The sequence below is a fragment of the Bradyrhizobium sp. Kon69 genome, from assembly GCF_055807515.1.
Window position 1 is genome coordinate 39,621 of sequence record NZ_JBVVOS010000026.1, and the last position, 18,629, is coordinate 58,249.

Annotated in this window: 14 protein-coding genes and 1 pseudogene; 6 read left to right on the forward strand and 9 right to left on the reverse strand. The window is 58.6% G+C overall.

Annotated elements, in window-relative coordinates:
* Positions 1–17: 17 nt before the first annotated feature.
* Both AC0L3U_RS29470 and AC0L3U_RS29475 read right to left on the reverse strand, forming a co-directional pair.
* Positions 18–1,100: a GGDEF domain-containing protein gene (locus AC0L3U_RS29470; protein WP_473364152.1), complete on the reverse strand. Its 1,083-nt coding sequence runs from the start codon at positions 1,098–1,100 to the stop codon at positions 18–20.
* Positions 1,101–1,698: 598 nt separating this feature from the next.
* Entirely contained in the window at positions 1,699–1,932 is a 234-nt protein-coding gene (locus AC0L3U_RS29475; protein ID WP_473364153.1) for a hypothetical protein, read from the reverse strand.
* Positions 1,933–2,233: 301 nt separating this feature from the next.
* Between AC0L3U_RS29475 and ligD the strand changes: the two genes are divergently transcribed.
* Positions 2,234–3,157 (forward strand): non-homologous end-joining DNA ligase, encoded by a 924-nt coding sequence (ligD, locus tag AC0L3U_RS29480; RefSeq protein ID WP_473364154.1) that lies wholly within the window; start codon positions 2,234–2,236, stop codon positions 3,155–3,157.
* A 504-nt stretch (positions 3,158–3,661) separates the two neighbouring features.
* A pseudogene (locus AC0L3U_RS29485) lies at positions 3,662–3,818 on the forward strand (DUF3606 domain-containing protein).
* A 51-nt stretch (positions 3,819–3,869) separates the two neighbouring features.
* Here the strand turns inward: AC0L3U_RS29485 and AC0L3U_RS29490 are convergent.
* Positions 3,870–4,082, reverse strand: coding sequence for a hypothetical protein (locus tag AC0L3U_RS29490; protein ID WP_473364155.1), 213 nt, complete (start codon positions 4,080–4,082; stop codon positions 3,870–3,872).
* Positions 4,083–4,893: 811 nt separating this feature from the next.
* Here AC0L3U_RS29490 and AC0L3U_RS29495 point away from each other — a divergent pair.
* Both AC0L3U_RS29495 and AC0L3U_RS29500 read left to right on the forward strand, forming a co-directional pair.
* Positions 4,894–5,223, forward strand: coding sequence for a hypothetical protein (locus AC0L3U_RS29495; RefSeq protein ID WP_473364156.1), 330 nt, complete (start codon positions 4,894–4,896; stop codon positions 5,221–5,223).
* 1,425 nt (positions 5,224–6,648) lie between these two features.
* Positions 6,649–6,852, forward strand: coding sequence for a cold-shock protein (locus tag AC0L3U_RS29500; protein WP_247395343.1), 204 nt, complete (start codon positions 6,649–6,651; stop codon positions 6,850–6,852).
* 366 nt (positions 6,853–7,218) lie between these two features.
* Here the strand turns inward: AC0L3U_RS29500 and AC0L3U_RS29505 are convergent, their stop codons facing one another.
* Together AC0L3U_RS29505 and AC0L3U_RS29510 are read right to left on the reverse strand one after the other, a co-directional pair.
* The gene (locus AC0L3U_RS29505) at positions 7,219–7,413 is read right to left on the reverse strand and encodes a hypothetical protein (protein WP_473364157.1); all 195 of its coding nucleotides are present in this window, start codon (positions 7,411–7,413) and stop codon (positions 7,219–7,221) included.
* A 50-nt stretch (positions 7,414–7,463) separates the two neighbouring features.
* Positions 7,464–7,676, reverse strand: a complete 213-nt coding sequence (locus AC0L3U_RS29510; RefSeq protein ID WP_473364158.1) for a helix-turn-helix domain-containing protein — start codon at positions 7,674–7,676, stop codon at positions 7,464–7,466.
* A 490-nt stretch (positions 7,677–8,166) separates the two neighbouring features.
* On the opposite strand from AC0L3U_RS29510, the gene AC0L3U_RS29515 reads away from it, so the two are divergent.
* Entirely contained in the window at positions 8,167–8,412 is a 246-nt protein-coding gene (locus AC0L3U_RS29515; RefSeq protein WP_473364159.1) for a PilZ domain-containing protein, read from the forward strand.
* A gap of 864 nt (positions 8,413–9,276) precedes the next feature.
* Positions 9,277–10,401: an acyltransferase family protein gene (locus AC0L3U_RS29520; protein WP_473364160.1), complete on the forward strand. Its 1,125-nt coding sequence runs from the start codon at positions 9,277–9,279 to the stop codon at positions 10,399–10,401.
* Between the two features lie 2,224 nt (positions 10,402–12,625).
* Here AC0L3U_RS29520 and AC0L3U_RS29525 read toward each other — a convergent pair.
* The 4 genes from AC0L3U_RS29525 to AC0L3U_RS29540 form a co-directional block, all read right to left on the reverse strand.
* The gene (locus AC0L3U_RS29525; protein WP_473364161.1) at positions 12,626–12,880 is read right to left on the reverse strand and encodes a hypothetical protein; all 255 of its coding nucleotides are present in this window, start codon (positions 12,878–12,880) and stop codon (positions 12,626–12,628) included.
* Positions 12,881–14,936: 2,056 nt separating this feature from the next.
* A complete protein-coding gene (locus AC0L3U_RS29530; RefSeq protein ID WP_473364162.1) occupies positions 14,937–15,515 on the reverse strand; it encodes a DUF2939 domain-containing protein in 579 nt (192 codons plus the stop codon).
* A gap of 394 nt (positions 15,516–15,909) precedes the next feature.
* Entirely contained in the window at positions 15,910–16,560 is a 651-nt protein-coding gene (locus AC0L3U_RS29535) for a hypothetical protein (protein WP_473364163.1), read from the reverse strand.
* A gap of 21 nt (positions 16,561–16,581) precedes the next feature.
* Positions 16,582–18,612, reverse strand: coding sequence for a peptidoglycan-binding protein (locus tag AC0L3U_RS29540; protein WP_473364164.1), 2,031 nt, complete (start codon positions 18,610–18,612; stop codon positions 16,582–16,584).
* Positions 18,613–18,629: the final 17 nt, after the last annotated feature.

Here is an 18,629-nt window from a genome sequence, read left to right on the forward strand (position 1 = left end):
TAGAGCCAAGGGGGATTCTAGGCTGCGGCTGAGGCAGCCGCCGCGTCCGACAAGACGTGACCCCGACCGTTGCGTTTAACACTGTAGAGCCGGTCGTCCGCGCGCCGCTTAATTGTACGAGCATCATCGCCGTCGAGTGCCGTGGCCAGTCCGATACTAGCCCCTATGCTGATGGTATGCGCATCTATGCTGAAGGGTAATTCGAGCGCACGTACGATACCTTCTGCAGCGAGCGTTGCTTCGGCAATTGTCGCCTTTGCATCGAACAGCACAGCGAATTCGTCGCCCCCAAGCCTAGCCGCGAAGTGGCTACTATCGAGCGCGGCACCGATTCGAGCTGCGACGGATTTTAACAGTTCATCCCCGGCGTCATGACCGTACGTGTCGTTAACTGGCTTAAATCGGTCGAGATCGATCATTGCGACTATGGCAGATCGGGTTTCCAACCGGTTATTCAGCGTTGCGTCGAATGCAGCGCGATTGGCAAAACCCGTCAGCGCGTCAGTAGACGCAGCTTGAGCCATGAGATGCTCCGCCAGCAGCTGAGAACGTATGCGGCGATGCATTGTGCTTATCAGATGGACAGTGCCTATCCAGTAGCACGTCAGCAGGATTGCTACGGGCCAGTATTCGGCAGACCGTACGGCGACCACGATTAAAGGTGCGAACAGCGTCGAAGCGTGTGGAATGGCGAGTGCTGGAACTGCGGCGGCTCTGATGGTCACGCCCGACAGGTATCCGGCGGCGGCCAGACAAACGAGCGCGATCACTACTTGGTCACCAACGTCGAATGCTCGCACGACCAGAGATGCCAAGACTCCCGAGAACACCAAGCCAAGTCCTAGCATGATCGGCAGGTAAGAGGGCGCTGAGCGGTATCGTTTCACGAAGCCCACCCGGAACGAAACTAGCAGAATGCTGGTAACGGCATAAGCGGTCATCAAGTCGTCGCCAGTGCGCAGGAAAATCACACAGGTCATCACCACCAAGCCGAAGACGTAAGCGGCAGTGGCAGCCGGAGCGGTGTAGAGCATCGCCACCAGGCGAAGTGCAATATCCTTGGGCAATGCAGGGTCAACGAAATTCATCTTTGGGAGCATTTTTCGCCTCATCGCAATTCGGCGAATGTCGCACCCTTAGATTGCTGCAAGATTTACGGGCCAAGTTACTAAACAGTAGTCTTGTAAGATAAGTTTTAAGCATCGATCCAGGACCCTTACTCAGAAGGCGGCTGTCCGATGAATAAAGCTCATGCCGAAGCCCGCAGATGACCGTCGGCAGCGGTTACCCGCAATGCCATTGGGCGTTTCGTTTAACGCCTCTGAAGCGCTGCCCTTACAGCTGTCGACGCACGCAAACGCGGGAGCTTGCCGCGCGTCCTTACACCAAGGCTCCGGCGCCTGCGGTTGCTACCGTGTACGACTAGCGGCTTCTACATCGGCGCCAGCGGTGGTTGGGGCTCAAGCCGTAACAGCTGGGATTCGGTTGCGCCGCTTCCTCCTGGGGCCCGAGGGTTTGCACGATGCAAACGGCGGTGCGCTGGTGGTCAGGTTAGCGATCGCTGGCATACTGGGAGTTGGGCGTTCGGCCTCGAAGGGCAGGGCGACTGGGCTGACCTGCGAGGCAACAACGTGAGCACTCTGTTCGGACCGGGGTTCCGCAACGAATTCTAGGACTCGTGTATCCGGGGCGGACCGCCTAGCTCCACTCGTTCTCGGGCAATGAGCCAGGTGGCGGCTTAAGCTCTTCCAGACCGGCTTCGATGATGGCCACTTCGTCCTGAACGGCTTGAATCGAGTTCGCCGGGTCGATACCCGAGACGGCCTGCAGCTCGCCCAGCATCTTGCGCCGATGCGCGAGCAATTCTGAGAGAGCGCGTCGATCCTTGCCCCTCACATAACCTGCGACAATCAACTCCATGGCCTTTGACATTCCGCATCATCTCCGCAGCCAATCATCGGCGCAAGGCCGCCAAGCCGACCTGCCCTGGTACTGATCTCCGGCCGGCGGCGCGCGCCGCAGCGCGCGTGTTACTGAGAACGAATTATCACACCGCGTTCGCTTCCTGTTCGGCTACCGTTCTCAAAAACACAACCTGACAGCGCGGGAGCGGTTGTATCGCCCTCCGCGGAACACGCTGCCGGCGTCGAAGTTAAGAGACTTGTGACTAAGAAGGTAGACTGCCCCGCCGTCGGTCCCCAACACCGGCGGCGGCCTTTTGTGAGTTGCGTTAGTGGCAAAGCGTACCCGGGCACCGGCCAAGAACCCGCAAGCATCCATGCCGGGCTTTATCAGCCCCCAGCTTGCGACCCTGAAGATGAAAGCGCCTTCGGGGGCTCAGTGGATCCACGAGGTCAAATACGACGGCTACCGCATCCAGCTTCACATCGACGGCGACGACCAGAAGGCCTTCACCCGTAACGGGCACAACTGGGTCAACAGGTTCTCGGCCATTGCCGGCGTCTTCGACATCGAAGGGCAAGCCATCGTCGACGGGGAGGTGGTTGTAATCTATCAGGGGCGAACGAACTTCTCAGAACTTCAGGCGGACCTCGGCAGGGGCGACCAGGACCGGCTGGTTTACTTCGCGTTCGATCTTCTATGGTTGGACGGCAAGGACCTTCGCAGAATGGCTCAGCTTGCCCGCAAGGAGTTGCTGAAGCAGCTGATAGATGAGAACGGGCTGGAAGCTCCCATTTTCTACAGCGAGCATCATGAGGGTGACGGGCAGGCGTTATTCGAGGCGGCGAGCAAGCTGAACTATGAGGGCATCGTCTCCAAGCGGGTTGATGCCCCTTACCGGTCGGACCGGGTTGAGGCCTGGCAGAAGATCAAGACGGTGCAGCGCGAAAAATTCCCTGTCGTTGGTTTCGTCAAGGACCCATCCGGCGTCGCCGCGCTCTACCTCGGCAAGCAGGAAGGGAAAGAGCTGCGGTACATGGGGAAGGTCGGCACGGGCTGGAGCCGGACGAAGTCGGCGGAGATCCGCAAGGCGCTCGATACGGTCGTCAGCCCGAGGCAAAAGCTCACCAAGCCGGTCAGGAAACCGAAGGCCACTTGGGTCGAGCCAAAGTTCTACGCCGACATCGAATACCGGGACATCACCTCTGAAGGCCTGCTGCGGGCCAGTTCGTTCAAAGGGTTATCCAAAAAATAGCTCATATGCATTCGACGCCTCTGCATGCGGGCGAGTGATACGTCCGCGTAAACGCTGAAGATGCGATCGCTTTGAACGCGAACGACTAAAGCAGGACGGCGCTCTATGTCATCGCTCGCCAAGGGCAGGACAAGCGCAGTGCTCCTGCTCATGCGCACCTATAACGCAGATTAAGCGATCAGCGCGGAGGCGCCTCCTCATGCGAAACTGTAGGAACGGGGCGCGGCAGGTTAAGTTTTCCGAGCATATGCAACCTCCCCAGACCGACTTGGCCTCCGCCCTCCCGGGGGCCTTCCTTTTGGGAACACAGCCTTCTTATGGGCGTTTTCCTTGCCAGTGAGTGGAGTACCGGCATGCCGGATCGCGTAACCCGAGCGGTAAAAGAAGCCCAGGCCATCCTGGCTCGGTATGTCGAGCCCGGCCCGCGGGACTGCCAGAATACAATCAATGACCTGCTGGCCGTTCTCGACGACGAGCGGCTTGTCCAGGCGATGGAGGAGGAACATGAGCGACAATCTCACCAAACGGGACCAGCGCGACCGTAGCAAGATCAACATGCACGAAGACTTCGGGGTCAAGTATTGGACCACGGAGCTTGCAGAAGGCCGTCGACAAGGTAGGCAATTCGGCCGCCGCGGTTCGCAAAGAATTGGCGGCGTAACCGAGGCGCGCGGTATGCTTGCGATCTTTGGTGCAAGGCCCGCGCGCTTTTTCATGCCATGACCAATCCCAACTGCCCCATCTGCTTCGGCATCGGCTTCGTCTGCGAGAACCACCCGGACCGGGCATGGAGTGCAGAGCTCGGCTGCCAGTTGGTGCCGGTGATCCGTGCACCTGCAACAGGTCGCCGGACATAGACGCGGGAATCGAAGAGCCGGATACCAGCCAGATCATCGAAGACACAGGCGTGAAGAAGCGCCGTCATTGACGAGCCGCTTGATCGGCCCACGATTCACATCCTGTGAAGCGAGCGATAACGAGAACGTCGCCAATGCGGTGGTCAATTCAACGGCAAACTTGGTCATAGGTCGTCCCATGAGCGCTCCTCAGTCGAATGCCCCACTTGTTAGGCGCGATCCGTCGCGCATCGGTCACCTTGATCATGCGTGCGGGCGGCGAATACCGTGGCGTTCGGCACGATCTGCATCTGAGTGAAGATTCCAGCTTCCAAAGCGGCGGATCCGGTGGGCTATGCGCCCGCGATGAGTTGCGATCACAGGATCGATCAGGTTCTTGCGGACGGCCCGGAGGCGCCCGAGCGTGCCTTCTTCGTCAGCTCCCACTAGCCGACTGTAGCCGATTGCATCGGCCGCGAGGATCGTCGTCAGCCGGCGATTTGGCCGCTGTATCGCCAAATCTCCCCTCCTGGCTCGGTCGGACAGTCTACGGATTTAGTGCCAAGGGATTCGGTGATGAGGGGAGCTGTTCGGTATGTGGGCTTCTGGCCTTCACAAAGTGGCGGCGAAACCGAATACGTCTGGTTATCAGGGTAGACCGGGAGTGCGCTGGCGTCAGCCGAAAGGGCGAACCTTCTGTCTGGCTACCCGGAGTCCCCACGGGGACACGGCGAAAAACTGAGGGCGGTTACATCGCCCAAGAGTACCGCACGCTAAAGCGACATGTCGTCCCCTGTTTGAAACGTGTCAAGCTTCCAGTCACAAGTTCTCAGCAGTTTCGCGGAAATGTTCGGAGATGCGCGCGTTGATGCAGCGGCAGGGTTTAGATGGAGAACAGCCATGCGAAAGCTTTCCTTGGCATTTGTTGCCGCGTTGCCACTCATTTCGATACCCGCTGCCGCGCAGCAAACGGGCGCGACGTCTCAGGCCGGTGTGGACCAAAACGTGCAAACTGAAGCCGACAAAGGCATTAAGACCCGCAACTCCGGTGAATCTGGCTATGTCGCCAATCAGGACAAGCCTGGCGCGGCCTCTCATGCGCCGGGGGAGACAACCAGCACGGCAGGAACGACAACCGGAAGCAGTACACCCAACGATCAATCAAACATCAACAGTTCGCAGGCCGACTACAATGCTTCCCTAAAGGACGGCTCCGCGCCGAAAAAATAGCGAAGCGAGACCTGCTTGCAGAACAGGCGCCTCGAAGTTTCGAAGCAGATGGAGATCGCTCGTGACGCCAGCGCCATAAGAACTGAACTCGCCGTGGGCCTTGGGCTCTCGAGCAAATGGATCGCCAATCAGGCCTTCGATCCGAGGGTACAGAGTTGTTGGCCTTAGGCGAGAGCGAGATCGCGCTGGCAGCGCGGGACCTGGTCTTGAGGCTCTGGCTGCGATGGAGAAAAGACGCGTAGCCTAGCAATGAAACCATGGTCCAGCCTCATTTGAGACTGGAATCGCCGATCAATATCTCTGGCGCGCTAGAGCGGGGGAGACTGCGAGACGTGGCGAAGGAGCGGCGACGTAACGTCTATGCTGCGCAGATATTGGTCGACGGCAGTCCTGTTCGATGCAAGGTCCGGCACCTCACGGATACCTCTGCGATTGTCCAAATCGATAGCGCGCCTATCGTGCCCGCTGCATTTGGGCTGCGCGTTCCAAGTGCTGGCTTGAGTATTGATTGCTCAGTTGTATGGCGTGATGAGCGCCGTCTCGCTGTGAAGTTTCTGAACTGATCGCAACGTCTTTGTCGACGCGGGCCCTATCTTTGAGTGGGACCGTATTGATATGTAGGGATGCTGATCCCGAGGTGACGTGCAAAACTCAGCGCCGTTCGATCCTGCGCGCGTCGTTTCTTACCGGCGTGGCGCCGTGAAGCGGCTTCGTCTGCGTAGGTCACGCCCGAGGCAGTTGCCGTGTCCCACAAGGCATCGAAATGTTGCACGCCCTCACGACCCATACGAGTTGAGGGATCGGATCGCAATGGCCGCCGCTCTCGGGCGATCAAAGTTCCGCGCATCTCCGCTGGATCGCGAGCCAAGGTCGTTGATCGGCTGCGACGTTGACTCGGCCGACGTCGCGCTCGAATTGCGGGCGCGGCTTCTGAAGGAAATTGGGGAGCGGCGCCTATTCATGAGAGACGCTGAATGAAGACGACCCTCTCGATTGTTCTTTCGCATCCGCCACAGAACGTCTCGTCGCCCAACAACATGGTTTGCGACTAACGACGAGATGGCGAATACGGCAAGCGCGACGACAAGAAGATCCAAAATCATCCGAGCCTCGAACTCTAATCACTTCACGGGGTCACCCGAAGTCGCCGAGCACCGCCCGCGGCTAATCGAGCGAACCGAATTTGGTCCTCAGCGAGATAAGGACTTCCGGCCGATAAAAAGTGACGGTATTCGTTGCTCAATGACACCGAGTAGCGGTGTGTTGATCACTCCGAGAACGCCATTGACGAAAGCCGGGCCAATCCTCGTCGGCTGTGACCGCGAGCAGCGATTGTGGAGCCCGTGGCCTCCAAGCCGCTAGCACCAGCCTTGCTTTTGTCTGAGTTCCAGTATTGGTTTTAGTTTTTGGAAAGGGAGACGTTACGTGGCTATGGGGACAGTGAAGTGGTTTAATCCGACGAAGGGTTACGGGTTCATTCAACCTGACAACGGCGGCAAGGACGTCTTCGTCCATATTTCGGCGGTTGAGAAAGCCGGCTTAAGCAGCCTCAATGAGGGAGCCAAAGTCAGTTTTGACGTCGTGAACAATCGCGGAAAAGACTCGGCGGAAAATCTGCGCGTCGGGTGAGCCCTCCAAACGCGCCGTTAAGATAGGCGCCACACGAAAAGGCTGCAGCGGCGAACCACTGCGGCCAGCCGGGTAAAATGAAGACGTGAAATATTGATTCCAGCCCCGGCAGGACAAGCCTAGAGCGACAGTGCGGGAGCGCAATGTCGTCGATGTCACCCCTATGGGAAACTTAAACGTCAGTCTTGCTGACTGAGGGAGGGCCCGCCGGGGCTGGCGGTAGCGAGCCCTCAACCTCTAGCACGAGGCCGCGAGATTCAGCGGCGCATCGCAAGACGAATAGTCTGCACCCGAGCGTGTCAGATTGATGTCAAACCAGTATCGAAATTCGGCAGGTCGGTTCTGTGTGAGCCAGCGAGCTTTCAATCACCGCTGATGGCCCAGACCAATTCCCAAGTACAGCGCCTTCTGACGTAGCGAGCCCTCGGTTCGCTTGGTCATCTTGGCTATTTTCACGACAGGCGTTCGTGCCTTTGAGTGCGCTTTTAGATCCTTGACGTCGGACGTGGTCCACTCGCGACGAACTACTTGTTTCTTCTTAGGCAAGCGGCGCTCCTTCAATGTTGAGGGCGCGGTCTAACAACATAATGCGCAGTTCGCAAGCAGCGCACTTAACCGATCCATTGCGCGAAGGCGCGCCTGCTGGTTCGGCTTACTCGGCCTCGCTGCTTGCGGAAACGTTGTAACCGACCGTAGACGGCCTGGCGACTGCGACCCAAGCGCTCGCCAAGCTCGGTTGCAGTCATGCCCTCATCGAGTAGCGCAAGTAGTTGCGCTTCTTCTTCATGCGACCACGGGCGGATCTCTTGTCGATCGTTGGACATTGATTTCTCGCGAGCAAAAGCGCTGCGGACCACCATCGTATAGTATGCTGGTAAATGATGAGTTCCAGATTTGGAGCGTGAACGTCGCGAGGTTGCGCTTGCACCCAGCTTGCTCGGCCAGGACCGAACTGGCCACGCGCCTGTAGGGCGGTCCGGGGTGCCCGCGTAACGATCTGTAAGTATTGGGTGTGCAAAATCGCGCCTTTCTGCGCGTGATCAGTCCGACCAAGGAGATCGCCGTGACATCAGATAATGATGACGAGCTGGCTGTTTTGACGCGAGAGATCGCTGACAACGTGACCTATGTTCAGAGCCAAACTATCCTGATCGAGGTCCTTAAGCGAGACGGACACGACGTATCCGACTATGAGAGAGAGCTAGCCAAAGAGCGGTCGGGCTTGGCAACACGGATCGCGAGGCAGTTTAGACTGCTTGAAATAGCTTCGGCCAATGAAGGACCCGAGACAGCCGCGTCAACGCAAGGATAATCATGTCGGATCGCCGGAAGATCGATCGTTCGGAGGTCGACTTGGTCGCCTACATTTTTGGAGATGGCGGCAGCCAACGCTGCCGCGTGTTCAACATCTCGGAGGACGGGGCTGGGATCGAGTTGCCCACAAAGATGCACATGCGTGCCACATTCAAGATGATGTTGGAAAGAGACCGCATCATCAGAGATTGTCGTCTCGTTTGGTCTAGTGATACTCGCATCGGCGTTGTGTTCAAAACGAATTGAATCGGCTCTGGTAGGTGGTCGGTGCCAGCCAACTGCCCAGCGGGACAAGGTTCGGGGAGTGTTACCACGCTGTCTAGCAGGAGGCGTCGAGCGTTGTTGCTGCGGGTCAACGAGGACACGCGGCGGGTGCTGTGAGGAGGGCGCCCGGTGATCCGCTTCCCAGGCCCCTGTCGTTTTTGACAGGTGCGGGCCGTCCCGGGCATGTGGGCATGATCGCGGCTAAAGGACGAGGGCTTTATGCCATGCGATCTCGGCACCGGAGGCGTCAATCACGATTACCACTGCGCCCGCAAGCAAGCGGTGCGTGTGCCGGGTCTCGCTGAAGGTGAGCCGCAGCTTGGTTTCCCGTTTTGGCCCGCTTCCAGCCGCAAAGCCGGGGCGGGCCTTCAGCAGTCGAGCCAGAACAGTAAAGGAGAGCGCTACCGGGCTCGAAATGCCAGTCCACCCGGCAGCACTCTTGTCTCAGACTGGGCACTGAAATCCCACTCCTGTTCAACTATGCAATGGTTATGCCATAGGCTGATGACAGCGCCTTCCTCGCCCGCTGGTCACGCTGGCGGGCGACTGTGCTAGCACTACGTTGCCGTGCCGATCGTGCGGAACGTCGCGGCGTCGGCCGCAGGAACAGCCCTTTAGCCGTTCCTGCGGCCTTCACGTTCGAGGCTCCGGCGCTCTAATCCGCAACGCACAAGCTAGTTGACGAGGGAGCACACAGACGCGATTCGGAAAATGCGGGTTACATGGCGATGCTATTCCTTAACGCTCGTGGCACGCTGGGTGAACAGGTCTGGAACAGCAGCTTCGCTGTGGGCCGTGCCTCTCTCCGATTTACCGGACCGGGGCGCCTCGCTAAGGTCGGCCCCAATGCCAGGGGACCCCATGGTGCTGCCGAACTACCTGCCAAACCTCAACGGCCTTCGGGCCATCAGCGTGTTCGTCGTCATCATGCAGCACGCGACCGCTCTTCAGTATGAGTTTGCGGGCTATTACAATCCCGAATGGCTGTGGATCTCCGGCAAGTTCGGCGTGGTGATGTTTTTCTGCATCAGCGGATTTCTGATCACCTACCTGCTCGATCGCGAGGTGCAGGCGACCGGCGCCGTTGACGTCAGGCAGTTCTACGTCAAGCGCATCGCGAGAATTTGGCCGATTTACTTTCTGGTCGTGATCCCCGCCCTCATCCTGAACCAGCTGGTCAGAAGCGCGAGCTTCTACCAGCCGATGACCCTCACGGACTATATTCTGATCCTGCTCGTCCTTCCCGGCTATGCTGATCGCCCACTGTTCATCGGACAGACCTGGAGCATTGCGATCGAGGAGAGCTTCTACCTCCTGTATCCGCTCATGGTGCGCGGGCTCGGCAAGCCTGCTCTGATCGTGACGCTGCTCGCCGTTGCGTTTTCCCCGGAGATCCTTCGCTTCACCGCTCCAGTGACGTGCCACCTCGCGCCCTGCGAAAAACTGGCTCACGATTACTATTGGGCGCCAGGGTTCTACGGCACCATTGCGATCGGCTGCCTGACTTATTTGATCTACAGCTTGAAGCTCGAGACCATCAACAGGGTGCTGTTCTCTCCGATGCTTCAGTGCGCGGCCGCGGCCGCCGTTGGCGTGGTGATCACGGCCGCCATCCTGTCCGGCAAAGAGCAGTATTTTGACTTTAGGTGGGATGCTATCGCCTTCTCGATCATCGTTCTCAACGTCTCGCTCAACAAAAATTCGATCATCCAGATTGAGACCACGCTAACCCGCTTCCTCGGAGAGATTTCCTACGGCATGTACATGTACCACGTGTACTGCACCTGCCTCGTCCTGCTGGTCTGCATGATCTTCTTCAAAGGGGAGACCTTCCCGCGGCAGCACCTGATCGTGTGCGGCTTCTCGTTCCTGCTCAGTGCCGCGGTCGCGAAGTTCTCATTTGCTCGTTTTGAGAGCCCCATCAGGGACTGGGCTCGGCGGCGCGCCAAGCTTCAATTATCTCCCGCTTAGCACCCAGGTATTCAGCGCCGACGCCTATCGTGGGCGATGAAGTGCCGTGGACAATGAGAAATTTAGGATCAGGCCCGCCAGTTCACGCTTGCGGGCCTTCTCGTTATGAGAGGCAAGCCACGATCGCGAGAACCACGTCCGCGCCAAGCTCACCCGAATACATTTCGAAGATAAATCCGGCACCGACAACAAGCGCAATTGCTTTGAGCGTGATCATTTTGAAATCCCCTCGTTAATGAGCGGAGGTTAGACTCGGACTATTTCGGGAGTGCTTCGCGCAAGGCAGTAAACGGTTTCATTCACCGAGGCGTTATCCAGAGGCCGCAGGCGGCACGACGAAGGCCGCAGCAGGGGGATACTGCTGCGGCCCAGCGCGGTCAAAAATTCCGGGTAAAATGATCTAAGTGAAATATGTAGCCAGCCCCGGTGAGGTGATCGTACTGCAGCGTTTCCGGCGTGCAATATGATCTATCTCACAATCGGCAGCAGGCTTAACATGCATCAGTGAGCCGGTGCCGCAGTCCATCAAGGTCGGGAACAACCGGCAATGCGGGCGCATTCGTCTCCAGCTCCGGGCGATATCTCGGAGCGACGCGTAGAACTTCCGGCCTCAGGAATCATCCTCTGGGGCCGGCTTTTTGCACGAATGCCTTGGCGCCAGTTTGATTTAGCCGTCAAACGTGGCGGCCCGAAAGGCGATTTTACGTCTATGGAAAGCGAGCGGGACATCTTGGCAGTTCAGCGGAAGCTTGCGCACTGTTGGCAGCTCGCGAAGACTTTCCGGATGCCCCGGCGAAGCATATCCGGGAGCTTGACGACGCTCCTCCGTCGAAGGAGACACGGCCCGCTTCAGGGTGGCTTTTGAGGGTGGCCGGGGCCGCTCCGCCGGCTCCCGGTCGGGTGAGCCAGCAAGACTTCCGTCTGCGCGTTCGTTCCTCGCTGCAGCGCCAACCAATTTCGGAGCTCCAGCAGGCTCGCTCGTTCCAGAACAGGAACCGTCTCACCCGCGAACCGTTGGAACACGGCCCTCGGCGTCGTTTCGCGTAAAGCCCGAGGGCGAATAGGGAAGGTAATCCTCGACCTCAGGTCCACCCCGTCCTGGGGTCGCTTTTTGGCCAGCGGGCCGGAGTGGGTGTTTAGCTCGCGACCGCCGATCGGAGCAGAATCGGCATTTTTCCGGCTGCCTGTGTGCTATTTTTACCTGACATCCGGAACCCGGTAGTTTTAACCTCTGTTGGTCTTTGCGACGGTCCAATTGAGGGATTGGCCATGGGTGCGGAGCGAATGCACTCCCCGAAGTACTGGCTTATGCGTGCGCAAGAGTTTCGCACCAAGGCTGATAACTGCGAGTATCAACAGACCAGAGACTCGCTCCGGAAGGTCGCGGAGAACTATCTGAAGCTAGCGCGGCAAGCGCAGCAGATCGTTGACGCCGAACAAGCCCCGGCTGGATGGCGCAAGAGTACCAGGCCGACCGGCGCGCAATGATGGCCCATATCCCGCCACGGGATGAACTAAGGCGTCAGGCCCCTTATTCCTTCCGGTTCTCTCGCTGAGCCCTGATCTCTGCGCGAACGGAAGCACTCTCAAAGATCGAGCGTCTTAGTGCGAGAATTGCCCGTTCGCTTTCCTCGCACAATGCACGCCGCTGCTCGCGAATAGCCCGAGATTCATAGAAGACTCGCTCGATGCGCGCAGAATCTGAATCAGACATGTAGCGAGCATGCAGCCGCCTAAGCTGGGCGCCATTTAAGTAGGTTACCCCCCCAAATTCTGAAATCGATTAACCGAGGTTAGTGAACGGGGGATGCGCAGGAGGTGGAAAACCGCGCGGCCTGTTCGTGTCGCGCTGGCTGGTTATCTCGCCAAAGGTAATCTTCATCTACCGGCCAGCGGCGCGCGTAGGGCGGGTTCAAGACCCTGCCTCCACGTCCTCATGTGGCTGTTCTTCCCAGACTAGCTCGCCGCATTCGCACTCGAAGATCCGAAGGAAGCCGGGTGGCTGTGAGCTCCAAATGCGCTCTATAACCCGTGTAGGTCGGTCGCACTTGGGACATCGGACGGAATCTTGTCTTGATGTCATAGGAACGTCTCGCCACTACGTGGGCAGACTCTGGACGCAGCTTTATGTTCCCAAGAAAGCCCCGCCGAGTAAGGCCGCCTACTGGGCCGCTCCGCCAACTCGGAGAGGTGAGCCAGCAAGTCAGCAAGCCGGGCAGTGGTGCTAGGTTCCTACAGCTGTCAGCAGCCGTACGTAGGTGCCGCTCTCATGCAGCTCAAGCCAGCCCTTCTCGACAGCGCACCTGATCCCCGCGCCGAACTCTGCGCCGTTTGCCTTGAGCGTGTAGAGGAAGGGGTAGTTGATCTTCTCAATGTGGATACGGCCGTCCTGAACCGGCTGTATGCTGGCGGCGAGTTCGATCAGCTTGCGGGCTGCGGCTTGTGGATTTGCAAAAGGGCGTTCGGTGACGTGCTTCATCGCTGGAATCAAAACCTCGCGTCCCTGCTTGGCCTGACTTGCCCGCGGCTGTCATGCCAGTTCGGGACGATATGCACAGATCCTGCGGCGCCGCATGCCGAGCAGACCAGGCGCAAGCCGACGCGCGACCACGGCTGATCTCGCGGGAGTGTGTCGAGCCGCACGTCGACCCTGCGATCGCAACGGCCGTTCAGGCATTGGATGTTGCAGGTCACATGGCCGTCGGCCAGCCATTCCGCAGGGCTGCGGGGCGGATAGTGGCCGGACCATTTCGTGTATCGGCGAGTGCGCATGCCGCCAGCAAAGCGGCATCGTAAGTACATCGCAAATTATCGATTCCTAGTAGCTCCAGACCCGCGCGAGCTACTGCTTGTCGTGGGTGTGGAAAAGCCGGTTGCACAAGAAGCGCAACCGGCAGCGCGGCAAATGCGCGGCGGGTGAGGCGGAGAAGCCGCCCCGCGGGTTCTATCGTTTAATACGCGCTGCTCGAAGATTTGCATTCGTAGGCGAGCGTGACCAGGTTTTGCCCGCACTTCATCTCACAACTAGAGCGGCTGGTGGTCCCAAAGAAATTGACCTGGGATTCGTGAGAACACTTTTGAAGAGACTAGCAAGGCCGCCCCGCTGGCGGGCCTGTTCCAATTTGGTGGAACGGTCTAGGGCGCCGACGGTTGGAACATGCCCTCGGGTGTCGTTTCGCGTAAGAGCCTGAGGCAAATAGGGAAGGTAATCTTCGGCCTCAGGTCCGCCCTGTCCTGGGGCCGCTTTTCGGCAAGCCTGACCGAAGATGAGTCACACTCTGAAATGTGCCCCCCGGAAGAGGGTGGCATCGCCGCGGAATGTCGCGGCTTCGACGCTGGCAGTCTAACGGAAGCCTCTTTCGTACGGAGGCCCGCCCGCGGTTGAAGTCGCGGCGCCCAAAGGGAGGGCGCCGGCTCCGGAGCAGCGCTGGTGGACAGTCCTGACGGATGCTCTCCATCTTACGCGGCGGCCCTTCTCGTCATTGGCGGACCAGCTTGGACCGCATACCGGCCAGCATCGTGTAGGCGAGGCGCCGCCAGATCAGGTTCATCAGGACTAGCATGTGGCATCCCCCGTGTTCGATGCCGGTACCTTCGACCCCCTCTGTTTCAGCGAGATTTCGTCGGGGCGGGGAAACGGCTTCGTGCAAAGTTGCGATGGCGGCGGATTCAGCTCTGACCACATATGATCTGTTCACGGACGGCAGAAGGCCTTCACCCCAGGCAAGAAGAGCGCCGAGGTTCACGCTGGCGGGGCTTTCGGCTTTGGATTACTTGCGGCACGAGAGGCGCCCTTCAAGGCCGCTTCGATGGTCTTAGGCCGCGTACCTCGGCGGAATCTTCCGCTTTGCTGCTTAGGCGCTGGTGATCGGGACACTCTCGTAACTAGCCACAGATCGCTGCGGCAGCTGGCGCATTCATAACGCTTCAGTTCGTAGCCTTCGGTTACGGGGAAAACAGCTTTGAGGAGTCGAGCTTGGCTACAAACGGTGCATCCGGCTTCGCCATTCACGATCGCCTCCCGCAAGCAATTTGGCCGCAATGATCGAAACCAGAACTGAGTCTCGGTTCAGGAGCAATAGCGGCTCACGCTGGTGGGGCCTATTTTCGATACAGCCGACCGGTAGTCGTCCGGAGGTGTAAACGCCGGCCATTGGAATTACCGTTCTCACCTTTTGGCGGACCAGCAATGGCGCAAGGCGGTGGCACGGACAAGGCACCAACCCTCATCTGCAACAGATGTCAGCGTCCAATGGAGTTTCTCGCGTCCCTGCCAGCAATTGCAAACCTGCCCGCCGCCTATGCCTACAGGTGCGTGCCCTGCCTGAGAGTTGAAACTATCGTGCTGGGCTGAAGGAAGGCGCCGCCGGAGGACTACTTGGCTTAAGCTCGAAAGCCCGAGACGAGAGTTTCATCTGCCAGGAGACGAACTCGTCTCCGGCATCAAGGCATTCCCCGCACACCAGCAATGGCTGGTTGTCGGACGTGGCGTTGAGTAGAGCGCGAACCTCGCTTCTTCTCTGAACGTGGTGGGTTCAGCGCGTCGGTAGCCGGTCCACTATGCTGGACAAGACCTTTGGCGGCAACGTGATGCCGGATAGCTTCCAGGTCGCCCCTTCATAATGCAGGCTAACGCTCCCGGCGTCCTGATTTTCTCCGAGCTTTACCGCAAACTCGACCGGCTTCACTGGCGTCATCCGTCCCGCGAGAACAAAGATGTTCGACGCGTCGAGCCCGGCCAGCGACGACATCGTCCCAAACGTGATGTTTTCTGCTGCGTTGCGAACGGTGCCGCTGCTCAAAAGGACGGATAAGTTTTCCGATGTCATGAGCTTGACCGCGAGGTCGTCGGCAATTGTCGCACCGAATGCGTTGATTGCCATCCGTTCGAATGGCCGCACCGGCCGCTTTTGGCCAATGCGATCGAGGTATGCGGACACAACCTGGTCGACGATCGAATGCCGGATGCGCGGCAAATTTGTACGGGCCATTATCTCAGCGGCATCTCCGCTTCGCACGGCCGAAACCAGGCCCAAGACCGAAACGAAGGCTGACCCGGCATAGATGAAGAGGCAGATCAGGAACGCCGCCACGATGCCAACGAGCCACCTCATGGACCGGCAATCATGGTGGAAGGCCATTGTTCCAAGCAGCCATTCGCACTCGCAGCGTGTGGGAGAGACCCAGGCCTAAAGGAGATCCAGGGCCGCAAGGTCCCGCCGGCGCGCAGGGGCCTCAAGGGCCGCCGGGTCAAAGGCGAAAAGGGAGACAACGGTGATCCGGCGACGGTCAACATCCGAGCGGTTCAGGCCGACGGCGCAGCCAATTGCGACGGCAGCGAAGCACTAGTGTCCGGGTTCTGCCCGAGTGGCGGTGCCGCGGGACGGGGCGAAGCGCGGGACGACCCCACAGCCACTGTAAGCTCAGCCCTACAGTTTCGCGGGGTCGCGGCAGCGACCACGTCGACTTCGAATCGTCGTCGCTGCAGACTTTGACAAGCTAAATCGATCACCAATCCTTTTGGTTTGAACGCCTTACCTCGCTCGGCTGTTTACCCAGACCGTCGGGCCCATCGGTCCTAACCGGCTTTCGTTCATCGGTCATCGCCTTCACGCCACTAGCGGCCTTTATCGTTTTGTCGCTGATGCCAACTACGACCCAGGCCTCATCCGCTTTGTCATCGTACCCCTTCTCGAGAACGATTACGCCACGAAGTTTGCCAGACGCGAAGGAGGTCGTGACTTCAGTAAGCGATTCCATCATGACGCGCTGATCAACCTTCTGAGCGGTCGCCTTTTCACCGGTTTTCCGCTCTTGAGTCGCGTGATTCAGGTCATTTTGCATTTCAGCCGTGACACGGGTCGAAGACACCGATTGCTCAAGGAATCGCACGATGGCTGCCTTGGCCTTTTCCTCCGCGATGATTTGCGCCTTCGAAATTCCTCTCCTGTCTCCGAATTCGACTGGCGTGCTAAACCGCGATGAGATCCGTTTAACGGAGTTATCGCCATTCCATTCGACCTCGACGCCATCAACGCCGGCCTGCCAAACGGTGCTCCCGTCGCCCTTTTCGTCTACAGAACCCGCCGCAGCTACGGTCGGTCCGCAAAGGACTGCGAGGGCTACCGCTGCAACGTACCTCACATGCGATCGCGTCATCTTCTTATCTCCGAACTCTGTTTAAGGCTTCTTGAGGGATGCCCGGATGCGGGCGATTTGTCCGACTTTGTCATTGGAAATCTTGACGTTCAGCAAAGCATTCATCCGGCTGCCTTCAGGAGGGAAGATGATTGTGTCACCTCCGGCATTGCGCGTTGCTCGGTAGAACAAGCCCGCGTCGTTGCTGCCCGATGCGCAATAGTCCAGCGAACTTGTCTGACGGTCTTGGGGGCGATGGATCGACTCCCAGATTGGAAGCTCCGGAAAATTTCCCATCTCGCTGTTAACCGTGTGGATCACCTTCCCGTCGGCGTCGGCAAACTCGACTACCAGAAGGATGTTTGAGGCGCGCTTGCCCAGGCTAACGGCTGCCCCTTCTTCTCGAACAAACGTGCGTCCGAAGCACTCAGCCGAAGCGAAAGTTCCGTAACGGCCCGAACGTGGCTGATAGGCGCGACCAGGGCCGGCGAAATCCTCGGGGCTCGATCTCTTCACACCTGTGACGAAGCAGACGGCCGGTATTGATAAGGCCGCGTTCGAATCTTTTCTGAACGGTAGCGACGCCGGCGAAATTGTCTGCAGGCTACAGCGAGGCTCGCTAGGTATTTTGGTCACCTCTAACGAGACCTGTTCGCGCTTGTCCGCGATTAGCTTGATTTTCTCAGTCCATTCCTTGTTCGCGGCGCCGCTGGCAAAGAATGTGATCGGCACGGTTAGCCAAACGGAGTCAGATGCCGACGGCAGATTCGCATTAACCTCCGCCTTTCCAACGCCGATCGTTACCAAAGTGTCTATTCGGGCAATCAGGTCCTTGTAGGTTTCAAACGCTGCCGCCCGCTCGGCACCCAATGTAGTCGCCGCTGCTTCGGCAGAGTTGCTGTCGAACTCGACCGTAGGCACCGCGCTTGCGCGCAGTGTCTGGACCAGCGGGGCGACGTTCACCGTAATCCGTGCGACAACTTTGCAGTTTCCATTGGTGCACTCCTGGGACACCGGCTCGAATTTCGATACGTAGGCATTGGTGTACGACAGAAGCTTTTCTTCTACGATGGTCGAGACTTGATCGGCCGACATCTTGGTTTCAACGCGGCGCCGATTATCGATGTAGACGCCGGCCACCTGTTGAACAGCCAAACGCGAGGCGTCTTTGCGCGCTGCTTCAGGTGACTCTCCGAGCCCCGTAACCTCCACGATCTTGGTGGCGGAGCCCTCCGTGTCACGTCGTTTCAGCGACACCTCAGCTTCACTTGTGACTTGCTCAGGAAACCGGGGCCCGTTCTCTTGCGAAGGTGGTCGCTCGGTGATCTGAGGAGTGAATCGGTCGGGAGGAAAGGGACCTGACGTCTGTGGCGGTCGGCTTGGTTGCTGGGTACCCTGAAGCGCGTCCCGATCCTCTTTGGTCAGGAAACCAGTGCTGGGAGCGCGTCTGGAATCCTGAAACGCCTTAATCGCAATTCTTGTATTCGGACCAAATTCGCCATCTGGCTGGTCGCGGAGAAGGCCTAATGCGAAGAGGTGAGCTTGTAGAGTGGCGCGTTCATTAGGCGCTTGTTTAGCCTCCTCGAGCGCATCACCGCGAAGCTTTCCTAGGAGTTCCTTCGTCCGAGTTCGATACGATTCGAGTACGCAACGGCGCTGGTCTTGGTTGAGGGAAGTATCGAGTTTACAGGTCCTGCTTACGGATTGGACCCAATCAGTTTGATTTTGTTGGAAAGTGCTAAGTTCCGCGCCGTTCAGCGTACCAGAATAAGCCCATGTTGCAGCGTTGACGTCCCAGTCAGCTTTGGCTGCGTTACCATCACTGCAAAGCAAGATTCCTAACGGCGACCGCACGTTTGTGCAGCTAATGGTCGGTTTGGACGTGGAGATGTTGGGTTGCGGGATGGGCGCGCCGGGCAGGGCGGGCCCCATAGGCCCGTTATTCCGCTGCAAAGTTTGCAGCGTCCCGATCATATCTCGAATGATCTGGTTCGGAACCTGTGCTTCCGCGGTGACTCCTGTGCTCAGCAACAGCACGAACAGTCTGACCGTATTTAGTGCTTGCCCCGCCACGCAAATTGCCCGCCGAA